General features: G+C 51.7%; 21 protein-coding genes. 9 read left to right on the forward strand and 12 right to left on the reverse strand.

Annotated elements, in window-relative coordinates:
• Positions 1-46 precede the first annotated feature (46 nt).
• From Q9L42_RS06885 to Q9L42_RS06895, 3 genes are all read left to right on the forward strand, one after another.
• On the forward strand, positions 47-949 hold the full coding sequence (locus Q9L42_RS06885) for a hypothetical protein (protein ID WP_305909169.1): 903 nt from the start codon (positions 47-49) through the stop codon (positions 947-949).
• Positions 950-1,236: 287 nt separating this feature from the next.
• On the forward strand, positions 1,237-2,187 hold the full coding sequence (pip, locus tag Q9L42_RS06890; RefSeq protein ID WP_305909168.1) for a prolyl aminopeptidase: 951 nt from the start codon (positions 1,237-1,239) through the stop codon (positions 2,185-2,187).
• Positions 2,188-2,198: 11 nt separating this feature from the next.
• Entirely contained in the window at positions 2,199-2,774 is a 576-nt protein-coding gene (locus tag Q9L42_RS06895) for a UbiX family flavin prenyltransferase (protein ID WP_305909167.1), read from the forward strand.
• Between the two features lie 511 nt (positions 2,775-3,285).
• On the opposite strand, the gene pqqE is transcribed toward Q9L42_RS06895, so the two are convergent.
• From pqqE to pqqA, 5 genes are all read right to left on the reverse strand, one after another.
• Positions 3,286-4,410 carry a pyrroloquinoline quinone biosynthesis protein PqqE gene (gene pqqE, locus Q9L42_RS06900; RefSeq protein ID WP_305910267.1) on the reverse strand — a complete coding sequence of 375 codons (1,125 nt, stop codon included), beginning with the start codon at positions 4,408-4,410 and terminating at the stop codon, positions 3,286-3,288.
• A complete protein-coding gene (pqqD, locus tag Q9L42_RS06905; protein WP_305909166.1) occupies positions 4,388-4,660 on the reverse strand; it encodes a pyrroloquinoline quinone biosynthesis peptide chaperone PqqD in 273 nt (90 codons plus the stop codon). Before pqqD ends, pqqE begins: the two co-directional genes overlap by 23 nt.
• A gap of 385 nt (positions 4,661-5,045) precedes the next feature.
• A complete protein-coding gene (gene pqqC, locus Q9L42_RS06910; RefSeq protein WP_305909165.1) occupies positions 5,046-5,777 on the reverse strand; it encodes a pyrroloquinoline-quinone synthase PqqC in 732 nt (243 codons plus the stop codon).
• 9 nt (positions 5,778-5,786) lie between these two features.
• The gene (pqqB, locus tag Q9L42_RS06915) at positions 5,787-6,698 is read right to left on the reverse strand and encodes a pyrroloquinoline quinone biosynthesis protein PqqB (RefSeq protein ID WP_305909164.1); all 912 of its coding nucleotides are present in this window, start codon (positions 6,696-6,698) and stop codon (positions 5,787-5,789) included.
• A gap of 114 nt (positions 6,699-6,812) precedes the next feature.
• Complete coding sequence (gene pqqA / locus Q9L42_RS06920; RefSeq protein WP_080524503.1) at positions 6,813-6,887, reverse strand: pyrroloquinoline quinone precursor peptide PqqA; 75 nt, start codon at positions 6,885-6,887, stop codon at positions 6,813-6,815.
• Between the two features lie 247 nt (positions 6,888-7,134).
• Here pqqA and Q9L42_RS06925 point away from each other — a divergent pair, with 247 nt between their 5' ends.
• Both Q9L42_RS06925 and Q9L42_RS06930 read left to right on the forward strand, forming a co-directional pair.
• Positions 7,135-7,341, forward strand: a complete 207-nt coding sequence (locus tag Q9L42_RS06925; protein ID WP_305909163.1) for a hypothetical protein — start codon at positions 7,135-7,137, stop codon at positions 7,339-7,341.
• 331 nt (positions 7,342-7,672) lie between these two features.
• Complete coding sequence (locus tag Q9L42_RS06930) at positions 7,673-8,713, forward strand: GGDEF domain-containing protein (protein WP_305909162.1); 1,041 nt, start codon at positions 7,673-7,675, stop codon at positions 8,711-8,713.
• A 20-nt stretch (positions 8,714-8,733) separates the two neighbouring features.
• On the opposite strand, the gene Q9L42_RS06935 is transcribed toward Q9L42_RS06930, so the two are convergent.
• The gene (locus Q9L42_RS06935) at positions 8,734-9,480 is read right to left on the reverse strand and encodes a HesA/MoeB/ThiF family protein (RefSeq protein ID WP_305909161.1); all 747 of its coding nucleotides are present in this window, start codon (positions 9,478-9,480) and stop codon (positions 8,734-8,736) included.
• A gap of 142 nt (positions 9,481-9,622) precedes the next feature.
• On the opposite strand from Q9L42_RS06935, the gene groES reads away from it, so the two are divergent.
• Together groES and groL are read left to right on the forward strand one after the other, a co-directional pair.
• Positions 9,623-9,910 (forward strand): co-chaperone GroES, encoded by a 288-nt coding sequence (groES, locus tag Q9L42_RS06940; protein ID WP_305909160.1) that lies wholly within the window; start codon positions 9,623-9,625, stop codon positions 9,908-9,910.
• Between the two features lie 46 nt (positions 9,911-9,956).
• Positions 9,957-11,615 carry a chaperonin GroEL gene (groL, locus tag Q9L42_RS06945; RefSeq protein WP_305909159.1) on the forward strand — a complete coding sequence of 553 codons (1,659 nt, stop codon included), beginning with the start codon at positions 9,957-9,959 and terminating at the stop codon, positions 11,613-11,615.
• A gap of 421 nt (positions 11,616-12,036) precedes the next feature.
• Here the strand turns inward: groL and yccX are convergent, their stop codons facing one another.
• Together yccX and rlmKL are read right to left on the reverse strand one after the other, a co-directional pair.
• Positions 12,037-12,309 carry an acylphosphatase gene (gene yccX, locus Q9L42_RS06950; protein ID WP_305909158.1) on the reverse strand — a complete coding sequence of 91 codons (273 nt, stop codon included), beginning with the start codon at positions 12,307-12,309 and terminating at the stop codon, positions 12,037-12,039.
• Positions 12,306-14,489, reverse strand: a complete 2,184-nt coding sequence (gene rlmKL / locus Q9L42_RS06955; protein WP_349432422.1) for a bifunctional 23S rRNA (guanine(2069)-N(7))-methyltransferase RlmK/23S rRNA (guanine(2445)-N(2))-methyltransferase RlmL — start codon at positions 14,487-14,489, stop codon at positions 12,306-12,308. Before rlmKL ends, yccX begins: the two co-directional genes overlap by 4 nt.
• 223 nt (positions 14,490-14,712) lie before the next feature.
• Here rlmKL and Q9L42_RS06960 point away from each other — a divergent pair, with 223 nt between their 5' ends.
• The gene (locus Q9L42_RS06960; protein WP_305909157.1) at positions 14,713-16,044 is read left to right on the forward strand and encodes a flavohemoglobin expression-modulating QEGLA motif protein; all 1,332 of its coding nucleotides are present in this window, start codon (positions 14,713-14,715) and stop codon (positions 16,042-16,044) included.
• A gap of 56 nt (positions 16,045-16,100) precedes the next feature.
• Here the strand turns inward: Q9L42_RS06960 and Q9L42_RS06965 are convergent, their stop codons facing one another.
• Both Q9L42_RS06965 and Q9L42_RS06970 read right to left on the reverse strand, forming a co-directional pair.
• Positions 16,101-16,520 carry an FKBP-type peptidyl-prolyl cis-trans isomerase gene (locus Q9L42_RS06965; RefSeq protein WP_432648883.1) on the reverse strand — a complete coding sequence of 140 codons (420 nt, stop codon included), beginning with the start codon at positions 16,518-16,520 and terminating at the stop codon, positions 16,101-16,103.
• Positions 16,521-16,616: 96 nt separating this feature from the next.
• Complete coding sequence (locus Q9L42_RS06970) at positions 16,617-17,219, reverse strand: transglycosylase SLT domain-containing protein (protein WP_349432423.1); 603 nt, start codon at positions 17,217-17,219, stop codon at positions 16,617-16,619.
• Between the two features lie 95 nt (positions 17,220-17,314).
• Here Q9L42_RS06970 and Q9L42_RS06975 point away from each other — a divergent pair, with 95 nt between their 5' ends.
• Entirely contained in the window at positions 17,315-17,923 is a 609-nt protein-coding gene (locus tag Q9L42_RS06975; protein WP_305909155.1) for a PilZ domain-containing protein, read from the forward strand.
• Between the two features lie 94 nt (positions 17,924-18,017).
• Here the strand turns inward: Q9L42_RS06975 and Q9L42_RS06980 are convergent, their stop codons facing one another.
• On the reverse strand, positions 18,018-19,013 hold the full coding sequence (locus Q9L42_RS06980; RefSeq protein WP_305909154.1) for a glycosyl transferase family protein: 996 nt from the start codon (positions 19,011-19,013) through the stop codon (positions 18,018-18,020).
• Positions 19,010-19,900, reverse strand: coding sequence for a heme o synthase (cyoE, locus tag Q9L42_RS06985; RefSeq protein ID WP_349432425.1), 891 nt, complete (start codon positions 19,898-19,900; stop codon positions 19,010-19,012). The genes Q9L42_RS06980 and cyoE overlap by 4 nt, the downstream gene beginning before the upstream one ends.
• Between the last annotated feature and the right edge of the window lie 94 nt (positions 19,901-19,994).

The following is a 19,994-nucleotide window of genomic DNA, read 5'->3' on the forward strand; positions in this document are numbered from 1 at the left end:
TAGAGCAAATACAGTGTAATAACAACAACCTCTTGAGGGGGGATCAATGACATTTAAAAAGACTAACGTAGCGCTCGGCGTGGCCGCAGCGACATTAACAATGGCCGGTGCGATGGTTTCTCCACAAGCCGCTGCTCATTCGAAAGCGGAACGCGTCGCCGATGCGACCGCGAAAAAAACCGAAGCCTTGGAAATGCAAGTTAACCAAATGGCGGCGATGATGAAGGCGATGCAAGCCGAACTGAATCGCGTCAAGGCCGCTTCCACCGACGCCACGTCCGTGAATGCGGCGAAGGTTCAGGAACTGGATCAATGGATGTCGTCAGTTAAGAGTGCGCCGGTTCATGTGGCCAGCAAAGACCACACCTTCTCGGTACGCGGCGGTTGGATGCAGTTCGACGATAACCGGGGTTCGACTGCGGGTCTAGCCGGTTCGGGTCTGGGTCAAGATGTATTGACCAGCGATACCGATGACGACGCGTTCTATTATGGCGGCGCGATCGATTTCAACCTGAATAACGACATGTTCGGCCTGATGGACGATACCTCATCGATCATCGAATTGGGCATCGAATATGCCGAATTGACCGATGATAAAGTTAATGGCCTTCAAAGTGTCATTACAGGCACTGCAGGGACTGATTTACAGCAGCGTGTCACCGTCAACATGCTGAGAATCAGCGCGGCGACCAAGATCAAGTTCATGCACGGCAGCAAATTTAGACCGTGGATCATCCCAGCCGGTCTGGACATCAACATCATCAGTCCGCCGTCTGATGCGGTAACCGTATTGAACACCGGCATGCAGTTCGGCGCCGGTGCGGAATACGAAATCCTGGACGGCATCGTGCTGGGCGCGGACAGCCGCTACCATTGGTCACCGGATGATGTCGACGGCGTCGACACCGATGGCTTCACCGTGGGCGGCTCGCTCGGTTTCCGTTTCTAAGATCTTCAGATCTTGGCGAGACCCGAAAAGGGGAGGCGTTAAGCCTCCCCTTTTTTTATGGCTAAAATAATTTAGGTGCAAGGTGCCTGGGCGGGGCGGGTTATTCAACCCGCCCCGAATGTTTTGGTTTTTAGTTTGGCATAGGATTGAAAGATTCAGGCCGGGGTTACAAACCCCGGCCTGCTCAAGAATAAGGGCGCGCGCCGACATCGATAGGTGCTTTCACGGTATAATGAAAAACGAATTGCAGAGACATTCACCGCACCTTGTTGGCATATTATTGACGCATGAAATCGCTATACCCCGAAATCGAACCCTTCCATTCCTTTTTGCTCGAAACCGATTCCGTTCATCAAGTTTATGTCGAACAGTGCGGCAATGCGCAAGGTTTTCCGGTTATTTTTTTGCATGGCGGTCCCTGTTCCGGCTGTAGACCCGATCACCGCCGCTTCTTCGATCCCGAACGCTATCACATCATCCTGATGGACCAACGCGGCTGCGGTCGCTCCGAGCCGTTCGGCGAATTGCAAGACAATACCACTCAGGAGCTGATCGACGATATGGAGCGGATTAGGCAGCGCTTGCATATAGAACGTTGGCTATTGTTCGGTGGTTCCTGGGGCGGCGCACTGGCCTTGTTATATGCTCAACAGCATCGCCGGCATGTGGCCGGCATGGTTATACGCGGCGTATTTTTGGCCCGACAACGGGATTTGGACTGGTTCATCAAAGACGGCGCCGGTCGGATCTATCCCGAGCAATGGCAAGCACTGGTCAGCAGTATTCCGGAATCGCAACGCGCGGATCTGTTGGCGGGCCTGTGCGATACCGCCTTCGGCGCCGATGAAGTCGCGAAGAGGCGCATGACCCGGGCCTGGATGGCCTGGGGCGGGCAGACGGCGTTAGGCGCCGATTATCAGGCCGATGACGGGCCCGAACATATCACGGAAAACATGGTGCGGCAGGTGCAGATGGAAATGCATTTTGCAAAAAACCGGTATTTCATCGCTGAGAATCAGATTTTGGAGCGCTGCGCCGCGTTGCAGAACATTCCAACGGTGATCGTGCATGGTCGAAATGACCTGGTGTGTCCGATGGAGGCGGGTTACAGTCTGGCCAATGCATTGCCGGAGGCGGAATATATCGTATTGCCGGCTGCCGGTCACGTCGCTCAGGGCAAGGAAATGATCGACGCCTTGGTGTCGGCAACTGATAGAATATTGCCCTGTATGAAATAACGGAAAATGCATTGAGTAACGAGAAAAAACGTTTGGTCATCGCGATGACCGGAGCGACCGGTGCGATTTACGGAGTCAGGATGCTGCAAGTGCTGCGAGAGCAGCCGGATTGGGAATCGCATCTGGTGATTTCCAAGGCCGGTCTGGTCAACCTGAAATACGAACTGGAGATGGAGCGTTCGGCGCTGCAAGCCTTGGCCGATGTCACTCATGGCATCGATGACATCGCTTCTTGTATCGCCAGCGGCTCGTTCAAGACCGAAGGGGTGGTCGTCGCGCCCTGCTCAATGAAGACGTTGGCGGCGATCGCGCATGGCTTCGGCGATAACCTGATTTCCCGCGCCGCCGACGTAGCGTTGAAGGAGCGGCGCAAGGTCGTGATCATGCCGCGGGAAACGCCGTTGAACCTGGCCCATATCCGCAACATGGCGGCCGCCACCGAGATGGGGGCGATTATTTATCCGCCGATGCCGGCTTTCTACAACAAGTCGGATTCGGTCAGGGCGATGGTCGATGAGGGCGTCGGTCGCATCTTGGATATGTACGGCATAAACGCCGGGCTGTTCAGCGAATGGAAGGGGCTCTAGCGCCTGTCATGTTATAAATGACGGGGGCTCGGTAGCTGCCAGCAATTCCCAGGTTGAGCATTTTGCTGTGTTTAGGGCATGGGGTATGTCTGTCGAGGAGCATCCTCGCCAAACACACCCCATGCCCTTTTTGAGCGCCAAACTGGAAATTGCTGCGGTAGATGCGAATTGCGCGGCTAAATTTGCGCCTACAATTACAATTGCCGACAGAATAATAGTGTATGGGGCTGTACAAGTTCGGAAACCAGAAGAGATCACCCTGAAGAGTATGAAGATTGAATGCTATCCTTCGTGTGCTTCATGGTCTTCGGGGTGAATGATCGATGTTACGTAATTATTCAGCGTAGTTTTATGTGAGGGAGTAGGTTATTGATTTATCGGGCTGTCTGCAACAGGACGTTGCAGTCAGAGCTTACATGGAAGTATTCACGCGTCCCGAGAAATTAATGACCTACTGCCTAAATCCTGAAAGATACTGAATATAATAGATACGATGTTACGCAGTCTACGGCTAAAAGCGCTTGGAATTCTTGCTGTTGCGGAAAATCAAAGGCTTTTCTTCGGCCGCTAAGGCCGTTTCTTTGGCCGAATCGATCGCTTCCTGAATGACATGGTGATGCGGCGATTTGCTGCACACCGGATCGGCGTTATACATGTCTCCGGTCATCAGGTAGGCCTGGCAGCGGCAGCCGCCGAAATCTTTTTCCTTTTCGTCGCAACTGCGGCAAGGCTCCTTCATCCAGTCATAGCCGCGGAAGAAGTTGAACGCTTTAGATTCGTTCCAGATCTCCGCGATGCTGTAATCTTTGACATTGGGGCAGTCCAGACCCGGTAGTTCGCGGGCGGAATGACAAGGCAGCGCGACGCCGTCCGGGGCGATGGTCAGGAAGGTGGTGCCCCAGCCGTTCATGCAGGCCTTGGGGCGGTCTTCGTAATAATCCGGTATCACGTAATAGATTTTCATTTTGCCGGCGACCTTTTCCTTATAGGCCTGGGCGATTTTTTCGGCTTCCTCGAACTGTTCCTGGGTCGGCAATAATAAATCCCGGTTGGCGTGGGCCCAGCCGTAATACTGGGTATTGGCCAGTTCCAGATAATCGGCGCCCAATGCCTCGGCCATCGCCAAAATCTCTGGCATTTGGTGGATATTCTCCCTGTGTATTACGACGCACAGCACCATCGGGTAGCCATGCTTCTTGACCAGTTTGGCGACTTCCTGCTTGTGTTGATAAGACTCGGTGCCGGCGATATGGTCGTTCAATTCCTGGGTGCTGGCCTGTATGCTGACCTGGATATGATCCAGCCCGGCTTGTTTTAATTCGACGATCTTGGCTTCGGTAAGGCCATAGCCGGAGGTGATCAGATTGGAGTAATACCCCAAATCCCGGGCGTGCCTGACTAGTTCGGGTAAATCCCGTCGGGTTAATGGTTCGCCGCCGGAAAAGCCCAGTTGTACCGCGCCCATCTGCCGTGCCTGGCTCAGTACGCGTTTCCAGTCTTCGGTGCCCAATTCATCCGGATACTTGGCGTAATCCAATGGATTGGAGCAGTACGGACACTGCAGCGGACATTTGTAGCTGAGTTCCGCCAGCAGCCAGCGCGGCGGCGTGATGTTAGGGTTGTTGGATCCAGCCATTTTGTAATGCGACATTGAGAAAGTTGTTGATATCGTCCTTCAGACCGGATTGGGAAAATTTTTGTTCCAGTTCGTTAACGATTTGTTCCAAATTGCGTTTGCCATCGCAAAGTTTGAGAATTTCGGCGGAGCTTTGATTCAACTCCACCATGCCTTCCGGATAGAGGATGACGTCTTTTTGTTGCGCTTCTTCCCATTGCAGGCGGTGCATGGGTGAGAAGCTGATCGTTTGATTGGGATTGATGCTCATTTGTATATGTAGGTTGGGCTGAATGAAATGAAGCTCAACGAGTTAGGTGTTCCGGAAATGTTGGGCTTCGCTATCGCTCAACCCAACCTACGAAATGCGTAACTATTCAGCATAAAAATGCTTTTACTATCAGTCGCTTGCCCCAGAAGACGCCGTTCACCCAGCACCTAAATAAACGAAGATGATTTATCGCAGCCATTAGCCTATGGAATTTAGGTGCTGGGTAAATATGTCCCTATAGGCTTGGATGCGACATCCCTGTCGCATACACTTCTTCCACAAGCAATTGATAGTAAAAGAAATATTTTCTCAGTATCAAACTGAATAGTTACCGAAATGCTTGTGTTTAAGGGCGGTTCTTTAATGATGCGTCCAACTTATCATGTTATTTCTCGATATTGAAATATGGCGGCATGTCGTTGACATAGGCCATGTACATCGCATCGGCCATGGTCCACAACACATCCAGCTTGAATTTCAGGATATCCAGCATGCGTTCCTGTTGTTCGCGGGTCTTGTACCAGTCCAGCGTCAGTTCCAGGCCGTGCTCGACGTCGCGTCGCGCTTCCGACAGGCGTTTGCGGAAATAAATATAACCTTCCTGCTCGACCCACGGATACATTTCCGGCCAGTTATCCAGGCGTTGTTGATGAATTTTCGGCGCAAACAACTCGGTCAGCGAGGAGCTGGCCGCTTCATGCCATTCCGAACGACGGGCGAAGTTGACATAGGCGTCGACGGCGAATCGCACGCCGGGCAGTACATGTTTCAACGAGGTAATTTCCTCGCGGGTCATGCCGACCGCGATGCCTAGCTGTATCCAAGCCTCGATGCCGCCGGGGTCGTCGGGATGGCCGTCATGATCCAATATCCGTTGCACCCAGATGGCGCGGGTCTTGCGATCCGGGCAATTGGCCATGATGTTGGCGTCCTTGATCGGAATCATAATCTGATAATAAAAGCGGTTGGCGACCCAGCCCTGCAGTTGGGCCTTGTTCAGTTTACCTTCGTTCATCAGCGTGTGCATAGGATGATGAATATGGTAATACTTTTCCATGCCGCGCAGCTTGGCTTCAAATTCCTCGCGGCTCCAGGGTTTGTTATCGCAGCAGCTCATGATGTTCCTTTATAAGTCGATTTCTAAACCATCGTAAGAAACTTCGATGCCGGCGGCATCCAGTGTCTTGCGCTGTTCCGAATCTTCGTCCAGAATCGGGTTGGTGTTGTTGATATGAATCAATATTTTGCGGGTATTTTCAACCTGATTCAGCACCTCGATCATGCCGCCTGGTCCCGATTGCGGCAGATGGCCGATTTCCCGCGCCTTTTTATGACTGATATGCTGGCTGACCATTTCATCGTCGGTCCAGAAGGTGCCGTCCACCATCAGGCAATCGACCTCCTGCATCGCTTGCATCACATGCGGCTCGATTTCTCCGAGGCCGGGCGAATAGTACAGTTTTTTGCCGGTGGAAATTTGTTCGATGATGACGCCGACATTATCGCCTTCGTGCGGGTCGTGCCGGTGGGGCGAATAGGGCGGCGCCTTGCTCTTCAGGGCATGAGTATAAAAACGTAAGTCGTCGATGCCGGGGACCGTGAAGCTGCTGCCGTCACAAGGGATCGGGTGATGATTGACGGTGCAATAATCTTTCAGCATCGTAAACAGCGGGAAGCCGGTGGTCAGGTCTTGTTTCACCATGTCCGTGCAGTAAACATCGAGCGGCTTGCCTTCGCGCAGCATCAGCATGCCGGTGGTGTGGTCGATCTGACTGTCGATCAACATGATCGCCTTGATGCCGGTGTCGCGGACGCCTTCCTGCGGCTGAATGGCCGGAAACGCCTCCAGTTGCTGGCGAATGTCGGGCGAGGTGTTGAACAGCAGCCAGTTTCTGTTGTCGGTGCTGACCGCAATCGATGACTGGGTGCGGGCCTTGCCATTCATTTGCTTGTGGCGTAAACGGTGACAATTATGGCAATTACAGTTCCATTGGGGAAATCCGCCCCCCGCGCCTGAACCGAGAACTCTGATCTTCATGATTGATGGGCTAGTTTGGTTGTAAAACAAGGCCTGAATGATACGGGATTAAAAAGCTGCAGGCAAAAAAAAGGGGCCTGAACAGCCCCTTTTTCTTGATTCAAACCGTAGCAATCAACGGTTATAAATGTACATAGTGACTTCGAAACCGAAACGCAGGTCTGTGTAAGCTGGTGTTTCCCATTTCATATTAAATACCTCCAGAAGTTTTTTTAGTTGTACGCTAGCTTGATCAAGTAAGCTGCCTCAGAGTATACGATGAAGTTTTTTTTTTGGCAACTACGATCAGCATTTATAGATTAAAAGTGATGGATGGAGTTCACTTTTAGCTTGTACCTCACTAAATACAGGGTTATATTTACGGTTCGCACCATTTTAACCGAGCGATAGGCGCAATGGCTTATCGAAATAATTACAATAACAATTGGAGGGGGTTATGGGAGTCGTGGTAGAGCTTGTTTTTTTCATGTTGCTGATCGCCATTGTCGCTTTTGCGCCGTTGGGATACTTCATCTATATGTATACGATGAAAAACGGCGAGCCGTTTGGGGATACCGAACCGCATGGCGATAGTGACTCGGCCGTTTTAAATATGGCGGAGAAGGTCGTTAGTGCGGTTAAAGGCCTCGTTGCCAAAAAATAACTACCCGTCGCAATTCAGCATTGTTCGTTTAGTGGAACCGGGCGTAGGATGCTCGGTATCCAGCTCGGCGCTGCCGATAGAAGCTGAATAGAGCCAAAAGAACTGGAATAACGCCGGTTTTTTAGCGAACTTTTGCCCGGATTTCTTGGTGGGGAGAAGATGAAAATCTAGGCGGCGGTTTGTGCAAAGCAAGCCGCGAATTGTCGAAAAAAAGTGAACCAGTTCAAATATTGATTCGAAATTACTTGAAAGAAAATCAAGATTAAAAGTTGAATTTTTTGCGCGTCAGGGTAAGCTTACGATTATAAGCTAATGTCTGGATTGACGCGCCATGAACGGAACCACGACCTTTTTGCCCAGCTACGACCCCTGTCCGGAATACAATGCCAGGTTATTGCAGCGCAGTATTCCGATGATGATGAAGCATCAAGTTTCGACGCATCCGATTAATTATGCCATTTGGTATGAATACGTCGCCGGCAATAATGGCAAACTGACCGCAGCCATCGATGAGCTACTGAAAAGCAAGCAGGCGTTTGATGATGAAACCAGCCTGAGTCTCTACAAGAACTATATTTGTAACGCCTCGGTTGAATCATTTGAAAAAATCAATTATGCCTTGCAGGCGTTGATTGAAAATACCGCTAACACGGTGCAAGATTCAAGCACTCAGGTTGCCAGTGTCGGAGAGCATGTGTCGGCCAGTTCGCTGAAGCTGGAGGGCATCGATAATCTATCCGATGTTAAAAATGTGCTGTCAGGCATCGTCGCGGAAACCCGGGAATTACTTAAAATCAGCAATATCCTAAAAACCAAGCTCAATGAGGCCAATGACGAGATGGCGAGGTTGCGCAGTGAGCTGAGCATGGTCAGGGAGATGGCGACGACGGATGGCTTAACCGGCTTGTTGAACAGACGGGCTTTTGATGAGATCTTGGTTAAGCTGATTGACAGCCCGCTAGCATCCTCACACTGCTTATTAATTCTGGATCTGGATTATTTTAAAAAGATCAATGACAGGTTTGGTCATCTGGTTGGCGATAAGGTGCTGCGCTATATGGCGGGCTTGTTAAAACAGCATGCCAGCGAACATCATCATGTCGCCCGTTTTGGTGGCGAGGAGCTCGCCGTGGTGATGCCCGAGACTACGATGGATACGGCGCTGGCAATCGCCGAACAGATCCGGTCGGCGCTGGATAACAGCCGCTTGAAACAAAAGGAGAGCGGCCAATCTATCGGTAAAGTGACGGTGTCGATAGGCGCGGCGTCGCTAAAAAACGACGACAGCGTCGAAAGTTTTGTCGCCCGCGCCGATCAAGCGCTATACGCCGCCAAGGAGTCGGGGCGCAACCGGGTCGTGCATCTGCTTTAACCCGGAAACAGCTTTCCGGCTTAGCCTGTCCCGCAGGTGGGGCAAGCTGGGTTTTTCCTCAATTTCATCGTTTGCCATTCCATCGTCAGGCCGTCCAGCAATAATAATCGCCCGGTCAGAGGGGCTCCGATCGTCATGATGACCTTCATCGCCTCGAGGGCCTGTATGCTGCCGATGATCCCGGTAATCGGCGCGATGACGCCGTTTGTCGAACAGCGCTGTAGTTCTTCACCTTCACTGCTGTAGAGACAGTTGTAGCAAGGGCTGTCGTCGCAGCCCGGCGTAAACACCGAGACTTGACCTTCAAAACGAATTGCGGCGCCCGATATCAAAGCCGTTCTATGGTTCACGCAAGCCCGATTAATGGCGAAACGGGTGTTGAAATTGTCGCTGCAGTCCAACACGATATCGGCGTTTTCGACTTCCCTGTCCAGTCGTTCTCCAACCAAGCGTTCACGGTGGACGATAACCTTCGTATCCGGATTTAACTTTTTCAAGGTGTTCCGGGTTGAAATTACCTTATCCATCCCTATATCGTCAGTGTTATGGGCAATCTGTCTTTGCAGATTTGACAGATCGACCTGGTCGTCGTCATAGAGTGTGATTTGACCGATGCCCGCCGCAGCCAGATACATCGAGGCTGGAGAGCCGAGACCGCCGGCGCCGATGATCAAAACTTTGGCGTCGAGCAGTTTTTGCTGTCCCTCGATATCGATTTGCGGCAGCATGATTTGTCGGCTATAGCGTAGTAGTTGTTGGTCATTCATTTGTCATCTGGATGCAATAAAGTGAGCGGCAGATGATGCCAAAGAACTTGACAGAGTGCAAAAGCTGGTTATTATTAGCACTCATTACTAGCGAGTGCTAATAATTTTTAAACCTTTATTTTTTAATTGTTAGGAGACATTGATGAAAATACGTCCGTTACACGACAGAGTCATCGTTAAACGTGTTGCAGAAGAAACAAAAACTGCAGGAGGGATTGTTTTGCCGGGATCCGCAGCCGAAAAACCCAGTGAAGGTGAGGTTTTAGCGGTGGGTAATGGCAAAACTTTGGACAATGGACAAGTTCGCGCCATGGAAGTAAAAGTGGGCGACAGAGTCCTGTTCGGCAAATATTCCGGCACGGAAGTGAAGGTAGACGGTGAAGAAGTTATCGTCATGCGTGAAGAAGACATCATGGGGATTTTAGGCTAAGCCAAAATCGATCACTAACCATATTAAAGAATATTTAGGAAACAAAATGGCAGCAAAAGAAGTAAAATTTGGTGGCGATGCGCGTGCACTCATGGCGGCAGGCGTAAACATTCTAGCAAACGCGGTGAAAGTCACGCTGGGCCCTAAAGGCCGTAATGCGGTTTTGGAAAAAAGCTTCGGCGCCCCCACCATCACTAAAGACGGTGTATCGGTGGCCAAGGAAATCGAATTAAGCGATAAATTCGAAAACATGGGCGCGCAAATGGTCAAAGAAGTTGCGTCACAAACTTCTGACGTGGCCGGTGACGGCACCACGACGGCGACTGTATTGGCGCAATCGATCGTTAACGAAGGCTTGAAATCGGTCGCTGCGGGCATGAACCCAATGGACCTGAAGCGCGGTATCGATCAAGCGGTTTCCGCGGCGGTTAAAGCGATCGAAGCGGCGGCGACGCCTTGCGAGGACAGCAAGTCGATTGCTCAAGTTGGCGCCATTTCGGCAAACTCCGATGAGACGGTCGGCACCATCATCGCCGAAGCGATGGAAAAAGTCGGTAAAGAAGGCGTGATTACCGTGGAGGAAGGTTCCGGTCTGGAAAATCATTTGGATGTCGTCGAAGGCATGCAATTTGACCGCGGCTACCTGTCTGCATACTTCATCAATAACCAGGACAACATGACGGTTGAACTGGAAGATCCTTATATCCTGCTGTTCGACAAGAAAATCTCCAATATCCGTGATTTATTGCCGATTCTGGAAGGGGTTGCCAAGGCTAGCCGTCCATTGCTGATTATCGCCGAAGATGTCGAAGGCGAAGCGTTGGCGACTCTGGTGGTCAACAACATGCGCGGCATCGTCAAAGTAGCGGCCGTTAAAGCGCCTGGTTTCGGTGATCGTCGTAAGGCGATGCTGGAAGATATCGCCATTCTGACCGGCGGCGCCGTGATTTCCGAAGAAGTGGGTCTGTCTTTGGAAAAAGCGGAAATCGACCAATTGGGTACCGCGAAAAAAGTTCAAATCAGCAAAGAAAACACCACGATCATCGATGGCGCTGGCGCCGAAGATCATATTACCGGTCGAGTGGCGCAAATTCGTGCGCAAATCGATGAAGCGAGTTCCGATTACGATAAAGAGAAACTGCAAGAACGTTTGGCCAAACTGGCTGGCGGTGTTGCCGTGATCAAAGTCGGCGCAGCGACCGAAGTTGAAATGAAAGAGAAGAAAGCGCGTGTTGAAGATGCGCTGCATTCGACTCGCGCCGCCGTTGAAGAAGGCGTCGTAGCAGGCGGTGGCACCGCGTTGGTTCGTGCGCTGAAAGCGCTGGAAGGCCTGAAGGGCGCCAACCATGATCAAGACGTCGGCATCAACATCCTGCGTCGTGCGATGGAAGAGCCTCTGCGTCAAATCGTCAAAAACGCCGGCGCCGAGTCTTCGGTGGTGTTGAACGAAGTCGCTAAAGGCGAAGGCAGCTTCGGTTATAACGCCGCTACCGGTGAATACGGCGATATGATCGAAATGGGTATTCTGGACCCTGCTAAGGTCACTCGTTCCGCGTTGCAAAACGCCGCTTCCGTTGCGGCTCTGATGATCACCACCGAAGTGATGGTCGCTGACGAGCCTAGCGATGACAAAGGCCATGCAATGCCTGACATGGGCGGCATGGGAGGCATGGGCGGTATGGGAGGCATGGGCGGCATGATGTAATCATCGTCGACTCCAAGCCTGTCGCTTGAGCCAAGGCCCCGGTTGCGATGCAGCCGGGGCTTTTTTATGCTTGAAAATTGTTAACCCGGATATACCACAAAGGCGGCCTTGGACTTTGAAAGAGGTATTAATAACCCATGCATTAGCATTGTATGGGTCATATTTTCCTGGTGGCGTTTGTCCCTCAGAACGTCCACTCCCTCAATCGAGTGTAACTATTCAGTATCTTTCAGGGGTTTAGGGAGTAGGTCATTGACTTCTCGGGACGATGGAAATGCAGATTTTGCAGGAGCAAAAATCTGCCTGTTGCAGACAGCCCGATAAATCAATAATCGACTCCCTCTGATAAAAATACGCTGAATAATTACAATCGAGTTTAAGCTGTAGGGCGGATCGAGCGCAGCGGATCCTCCAAAAAGTTCTACAAAATATCGAAACCTTGATAAGACCGAGCATCGGTCAACGGTCGCGTTTGCACCGAATTGACCTTGGCCATGATCGGGCCTTTGTGGCACCATTGCACCAATTTTTCCAATTGGCTTTTCTCGCCGCAGGCGATGATTTCGACATCGCCGTTGCTCAGGTTCTTGGCGTAGCCGGTCAGATTCAGTTTTTTGGCCTGCTTTTGCGTAAAGGCGCGGAAATACACGCCTTGCACCCGGCCGCTGATGACGATTTGTACACTCTCGGTCATGTTTGGATGCTCCAGCAATAATGAATTTTCGGGTTTCTGGCGTAGTCTTGCGGCACCGTCTCGGGACTGATGTCTTTTATATTTAGCTTCGCCAGTTGTTCCGTGGCCATTTTAAAGCGGCGGAAGTTAGTTGAAAAATACAGCACGCCGCCGGGCGCCAGCAACGCTACGGCGTTTTTGATCAGGCGCACATGATCGTTCTGGATGTCGAAGGCTTCATCCATGCGTTTGGAGTTCGAGAAGGTGGGCGGATCGAGGAAAATCAGGTCGAACTGCGGTCTGTGCTTGGCGTTGGCCTGCGTTTCCAACCAGGTCATGCAATTAGCGCGCACCAGCTTGTGCTCGTCTCCGAGTTGATTGAGCGCGAGATTGTTTTTGGCCCATTGCAGATAGGTGTTGGACATATCCACCGTCGTCGATGACACGGCGCCGCCTTTGGCCGCATGGACCGTCGCCGAGCCGGTATAGGCGAACAGATTCAGGAAGCGTTTGCCCTGGGCTTCCTGTTGAATCCGCAGACGGATAGGGCGGTGATCCAGAAATAAACCGGTGTCTAGATAATCCTCGAAATTGACCAGAAACTGGCAGCCGCTTTCCTCCACGACATGAAAATGACCTTGTTCGCCCAGTTTTTCGTACTGACTCACGCTTTTCTGTTTACGGCGGATTTTCAAAAATACCTGTTCGGGCGCGATGTTCATGACCTTCGGGATTTCCGCCAGCACGCCGGCCAGACGGGCGTTGGCCTTCACCTCGTCGATCGATTTGGGCGCTTCGTATTCCTGGACATTGATCCAGGTTTGTTCGCCCTGGTACACGTCGATGGCGACCGCGTATTCCGGTAGGTCGGCGTCGTAGACACGATAACAGGAAATTTGCTGCTGTTTCGCCCATTTACGCCATTTTTTCAGATTTTTTTTCAGTCGATTCGCGAACATTTCCGCCGTGGCTTCGAGACTGTCGTGTTTGATTAGCTCGGCGCGGTCTTGTGGCGTTTTGCTTTTTGGGGTGAAGAAGGCTTGTTCTTCGATGTTGAAACGCAATAGTTTACACTCCAACGCGCCGTTATACAGCGTGATCGGTTTTTGTGAGCGAATCCCTAAGCGAAATCCCAGTTCCGGATTGCTGATGATCATTGCCGCTTTCCAGCCTAAAAACCGGCGTTTCATGAGCTCGCCGAATTGACGATACAGCGCCGCGGTTTGCTCTTCATCGCCCAGACGCTCGCCATAAGGCGGATTACAGATCAATAAGCCTTTGGGCCAGCTTTCGGCCGGCTCGGCCAAGCTGATATCCCGTTTTTCGACATGAATCTTGTGTTGCAGACCGGCGTTTTCGATGTGTTTCAAGGCTGTCGCGACGGTTCGGCGGCTCTGGTCGAAGCCGACGATGACCGGTAACCGGTTCAGTCCCTCTATCTTGCGTTGCTCGGCTTCTTCGCGCAATTGTCGCCATAATTCGGCGCCATGCTTTTTCCAGCCCATAAAACCGAAATAATCTCTCAGCAGGCCGGGGGCATAATCGGCGGCAATCATCGCGCCTTCCAACAACAGGGTGCCGGAGCCGCACATCGGGTCGATTAAGGCGCCGTTTTGTGCGGCGATCTTAGGCCAGTCGCTGCGCAATAACATCGCCGCCGCCAGGTTTTCCTTGATCGGCGCGGCGATGCTGACGTCACGGTAGCCGCGTTGATGCAAACTGGCCCCGGATAAATCCAGGCTCAATTGGGCGTGTTTGCCGTTTAGATAAACGTTGACGCGTATATCGGGCCGGTCGATGACGATATTGGGCCGTTTATGAAATTTACTGCGCATCTGATCCACAATGGCGTCTTTGACTTTGAGCGCGCCGAAATGGGTGTGTTTGATGACCTTGCTGTTTTTGGCGCTGAAGGTCACGGCAAAACTGTCATCCGGCTTCAGGTGGTCAAACCAGTTGATGCGTTTGACGCCATCATAGAGGTCCTGTTGCGAGTCGACTTCAAAGCTGTCGAGTTGCAGCAGTATCCGGTTGGCTGTCCGTGACCATAAACAGGCGCGGTAAGCCGTTTCCAGATCTCCCAGGAACGAGACGCCGGCAAGGGTCGGCTGAATATCTTGACCGCCAAGATTTTTGATTTCCTCGGCCAGTAAGCCTTCCATGGCTTTCGGGGTGGTGGCGAACAGCGAATAATTGGTCATAAAGAAAAGAATTGCATTGCGATAATCGGAGGTCTATTTTACCTTAACAACTGGGCGACAGGCGTATTGTCGTCGTCAAAACTGCATTCGGCACTGGCCGCAATATTTACCGTTTGCCCACCTAATGCAAAAGCGCATAATGCAAACAAGGACATCGTCGCCAGATAAATAAATTCCCTTGCCAGGGAATTTGAGCTACGCTCCCGACTTTTGGAGAGTGTTTGTGGCGCATTCGGATTACCGGCAACGACTGCTGAAGTTGTCTAATCGTCTAATCGAAATTCAAAGGCCGATTCAGATCCTAGACAGTATTAAATGGCCGCTTGCATTCAGAGAGCAATTTTTCGCTAAGAAGGCCGGTGTGCTGCCGGCGGCCGATCGTGTTTTTTATCAACAACAGCGTCCCGGCTTCGACCTCGATGGCGCGGCACGGTCGTTGGAGGCATTGCGCCGAGACATCATTCGGGAACTGGGTCAGAACGATGCGCTGGGTTTGATTTTGCAGGATACCGCCGTGCAATACCGGCGGGTGATCGATTTATTGCGCAGTCGCGGAACGGCAGATTTTTTATTACACAGCCAGGCGCTTTATGGCTCCGCCCGGGATCATTTGAGAGGCGACAATAAAAGCCTGCTGGAATTGGGGGAGCGTTTGGGAGCGATTTTTTCGTTGCCTGGCGCCAAACATCTCAACCAGATTCATCCAAAAATTTTTACCGCCGAACAAGCCGTTGCCCGGTTGATGGAAAGACTGGGGCGTTACTTCGATCCAGCGGCCTTGAGTGTGATTCTCGATGATGGGATTGTTTCCGATGCCTCGGCCGGCGGCGACAAGATCAAAATCAATAACAAAGCGGTGTTTTCAGAGTTGGACCTGCAGGTGTTGGAAGTGCATGAGGGTTGGGTGCATGTCGGCACCACCTTGAATGGCCGCGAACAACCCTGGTTGACCTGGCTCAGTGTTGGTTCACCGCGTATTACCGCGACCCAGGAGGGATTGGCGGTGTTGATCGAGACGCTGACGTTCAGTTCGTTTCCGAACCGGGCCAGGCGTATCAGCGATCGCGTCACCGCGATCGATTTGGCGGAGCAGGGCGCCGATTTTATTGATGTTTATCGCCATTTCAGTGAGCGGGGCATCAGTCCTCATGATAGCTATACCATTGCCCAGCGCGTGTTTCGTGGCGGCATGGTCGAGGGAGGGGCCTGCTTCACCAAGGACTTATCCTATGTCAGGGGATTTATCGAGTTGGTCAATTTCATACGCGGCGTCACGATGGAGGGGGTGCCGGAGATTCTGCCCATGCTGTTTGTCGGGAAAGTGACGTTGGATGATGTGCCGATTTTGTATGAGCACTTTTTAGACGGTCTGGTCACCGCACCTAGGTACTTGCCGCCGATGTTCAAGGACCTGAACGGTTTGTATGTCTGGTTCGGCTTTTCCTCCGGTATCGCGCAGATAGACATCGCAAATGTGCAATCGCACTACCGGGGGCTTTTTCATCGGTTGGCGTCGGCGCCCGATTTGCCGGGCGAAGATTGCGAGTTCGAGTGATTGTGCGACACGGTCAAGGGCAACGTCGTTTATCCTCGTCCGTGTCGATAAAGCGCTTATTGAACCTTGATCAGTTCAACATCAAAAATCAGTGTCGAGTTCGGGCCGATCTCTCTGCCGGCGCCGCGTTCACCGTAAGCCAGTTCCGCAGGAATATAGAAGCGAAATTTCGCCCCTTCTTTCATCAGTTGCAGGCCTTCGGTCCAGCCGGCGATCACTCTGTTCAACGGAAAGGTCGCCGGTGCGCCGCGATCGTAGGAGCTGTCAAAAACATTACCGTCAATTGTGGTGCCTTTGTAGTGTACCGTGACATTATCGCTGGCCGCAGGCGAGGCGCCTTCGCCTTGTTCGATAATTTCGTACTGTAGGCCGCTGACCGTGGTGATAACGTCATCCTTTTTGCCGTTTTCAGCGAGAAATGCCTCACCGGCGGCTTTGTTTTCTGCGGGTGAATTGGCATTAGCGATCGAGAACATGGTAAATCCTATTAAAAATGCGGTTAAAATTGCCGTAACGCGGTGTGTAATGTTTTTCACAGCTTCTCCCCGTTGTTATTTAGTAAGCCCTTTAGTTTACCAAAAAAACCAACCTTTGCTTTCTAATTCCTCTTTGCAGCCCGTTAATTGGCTATGATATTGTTTGGCTTTGTGGGCGACTTTGTTCGCCGTGTTCAGTAACCACTTCTTTTGTAAGTAACTTTTTCGTTGATAACCACCATGGCCCTCATGATACGCCAAGTACAAATTGCGGGTATCCCATTTCGATATGCCTAATCTTTGCTGGCTGACGGCGCAATACCAGCCGATAAAGTCGCTGCTGTCGGCAAAATCATCGCGGTCTGCGCTCCATTTACCGCCGTTATTTAGATAGTCTTCCCACGTTCCGTCCTGTGCCTGGGCGTAGCCGTAAGCGCTGCTGGAGCGGAACCAAGGGATGATGCCCAGTAGCCAAGGGCGCGGCGGCTGGGCATCGGCGACAAAACGGGATTCCTGTTGCATGATGGCCATTTGCACATGAATCGGCACGCCCCATTGTTGATAGGCTTCCTTAGTCGCGTCATACCAGTCGTCTTTTTCCCGGAAAATAGCGCAGATATCGCTGCTGTTTTTCGGCGGCGATGTGCTGCAGGCGGAAATCATCATCAAGCTGGCGACAATGAAGAGTTGTGTTTTCATACAAATACGGTGAAGTTGCGCACATACCCAGATAAATTTTTGTTAGGCACTATAATTGTAGTCGATTTGTAACATAAAAATGAAAGGCTGAAACGATGACAGAAGAACGTCCCTATCGCAAGAATCTAGCGACCAAGGGTTTGGTCTATCTCGGGGGGCAGGAATTGGAGATAGAGGTTAAAAATCTTTCCATTACCGGCTTGCTGGCGCGGCTACAAGCCAGTGAACCGTTGCATGAGGTGAAAGAGTTTTTTCAGGCTATCAGGGTATCGCCGCTGGTGGATATTTATTTACCCGAATTGAGGTTGATTGGCGAGGCCGAGGTGGTCCGGTCGGAAAAAATTGACGGTTCCATGCATTTCGCGCTTGAGTTTCGTAATATCTCTTATGATATCGACAATTTGCTTTATTCGCGCCGAGCTTATCGAAAAAACATCAATGATTTAGGATGCATTGTATTGAATCAAGAAGCCCATGCTTTCTATACCGAAAATGTCTCTGTAGACGGCATGATGATACGGCTGGACGAAAGAGTCGATGTCAAGCCCGAGGAGGTGGTCAGTTATCAGTTTAAGCGTCTTGAGCTGTCCGGCGAGAGCAAGGTGGTCTGGGTAGAGCATGACGAGCAGGGCACATGGATCGGATTGGAATACCTGCATCTGGAAAAAGATTCCATCAAGGGTGTTCCTCGCTTTTACAATTAAAGCGAATGTGATGCGCGCGACGGGGTCTTTGCCCATCCTGCCAAGGTTGCCGCGACGCGTCATGACGTGAGACGGGCAAAGGCGCAGCCGTGCCCTATTTAGAGCCGAACTTGTTTTTGTCGCGCTGTGCCCAATAGCGTTGGGCGAGCGCTTCCGCCTGCGCTTGGCTGTCGGCCTTACCCAGCAGCTTTAAGGCGACGGCGGCGGTGCCGATGACGGTGGCTTCGGCGAATTCATCGTTGTCTTCACCCCGCCACAGCTGGGCCAATTGTTCCGGGTTTAACTCCGCTGGTTTGACATGGCGACGGGGGAACAGGGCGGGCCAATGCTCTTCGCTGAGTTCATCGTCATGGACGCTTTGCACTAGGCAGTCCATGTCCGGGTTGCGTTCCGTTTCCCCGCCTTCGCCTTTCAATACCGCCATATGAGGCTGATTCAGTAACAGAGCCGCTTTTTGATGCACTTGGCGGTAACTGGGATGAAAGATACCCTGGATGCTGTGCTCGGCATTGAACGGATTCAGCAATCTGACCAGAGTATGAACGGGAGAGCGTAAGCCCATCAGCGGGCGCAGATTGATCATGTCGAACAATTTCGGGCAGATATGCTCCAGCGACAAGTAGCTGAACCGATGCTGCTGCAATTGTTCGGCTGCTTGTGTTACCGAGGTCGCATAGTCGATGCCGAGTGCCTTTAAGACATTGCGGGTATAGATGCGACCCGCGGTATGGCCTTCGGCGCCGTGCATGAATACCCGGATATCGTTTTCGGCCAATAACAGCGTTGTCAGTAGAAACCAGGGTAAATGCCGGCGTTTGCCGGCGTATGAAGACCAATCGAGGTCGACCTGCGAGACAGGCATGCCGGGTTGAAAGCTTTCCCGCGCGGCGGCGACAAACCCCGCCAGTTCCTCCGCCGTTTCCTCCTTGATGCGCATCAGCATCAGGAAGGCGCCCAGTTGCATCGGCTCAACCTGATCGGCCATGATCATTTTCATCGCGCGATAGGCTTCATCCTGAGTCAAAGGCCGCGAGCCTTTTTTACCTTTGCCCAGTATTTTTATAAATTCGGCAAACGGATGTTCATTCATGACAGTGACAGCGGGATATAGTGATCGATTAATAACGCGGCGAATATAATCATCAGATAGAGTATGGAATAGCCGAAGGTTCTCATCGCCGTTTTATTGTCTTTGTGGCGGCGCATCAGCAAGGCAAAATAAATAAAGCCGATTCCCAGCGGAATCGCGGTGAACAGATAGATCAGTCCGCTCATGCCGGTCAGATAGGGCAGCAGCGTGACGATCAGCAGCAAAACCGTGTACAGCAGGATATGCAGGCGGGTGAACTCGCTGCCATGAGTGACCGGCAGCATCGGAATTTCGACCTTGGCGTATTCTTCGCGCCGGGCGATGGCCAGCGCCCAAAAATGCGGAGGGGTCCAGACGAAGATGATCAGAAACAACAGCAAGGCGTGAGGATGCACTTCGCCGGTAATCGCGCACCAACCAAGCACCGGCGGGGCGGCCCCGGCGGCGCCGCCGATTACGATATTCTGTGGCGTCATGCGTTTTAAATAAACGGTATAAATAATGGCATAGCCGATCAGCGACAGAAAGGTCAACACCGCGGTCAGCGGGTTTACCAGAAATATCAGCAGCAACATCGAAATCAGACCGATCGTTCCGGCGAATATCAACACGTTGCGTGCGCTTAAGTGTCCTTTGGGTAAGGGCCGGTTTTGCGTACGGACCATTTCCGCATCGGCTTTATGGTCGATATAATGATTGATGGCCGCGGCCGACGAGGCGGCGAGGGCGATGCCGAGGGTGCCATAGATGAAATTATCCATCGGCGGCATGCCCGGCACGGCTAGCAACATGCCGACGATGGCGGTAAACACGATCAGGGCGACGACCTTGGGTTTGCACAGTTCCAGATAATTTTGCCAGGTTAGTGTAGCTGTAGAATTTGTCATTAAGGTTTTGAATGAATACCGGCTTGTGAATTGTGTATAGAATACAGTGAACTATTGATTATGGAAATAGTCCGACGCGCTAACATAAAATAAT

Origin of the sequence: Methylomarinum sp. Ch1-1, from assembly GCF_030717995.2 — a bacterium.
GTDB classification, from domain to species: Bacteria; Pseudomonadota; Gammaproteobacteria; order Methylococcales; family Methylomonadaceae; genus Methylomarinum; species Methylomarinum roseum.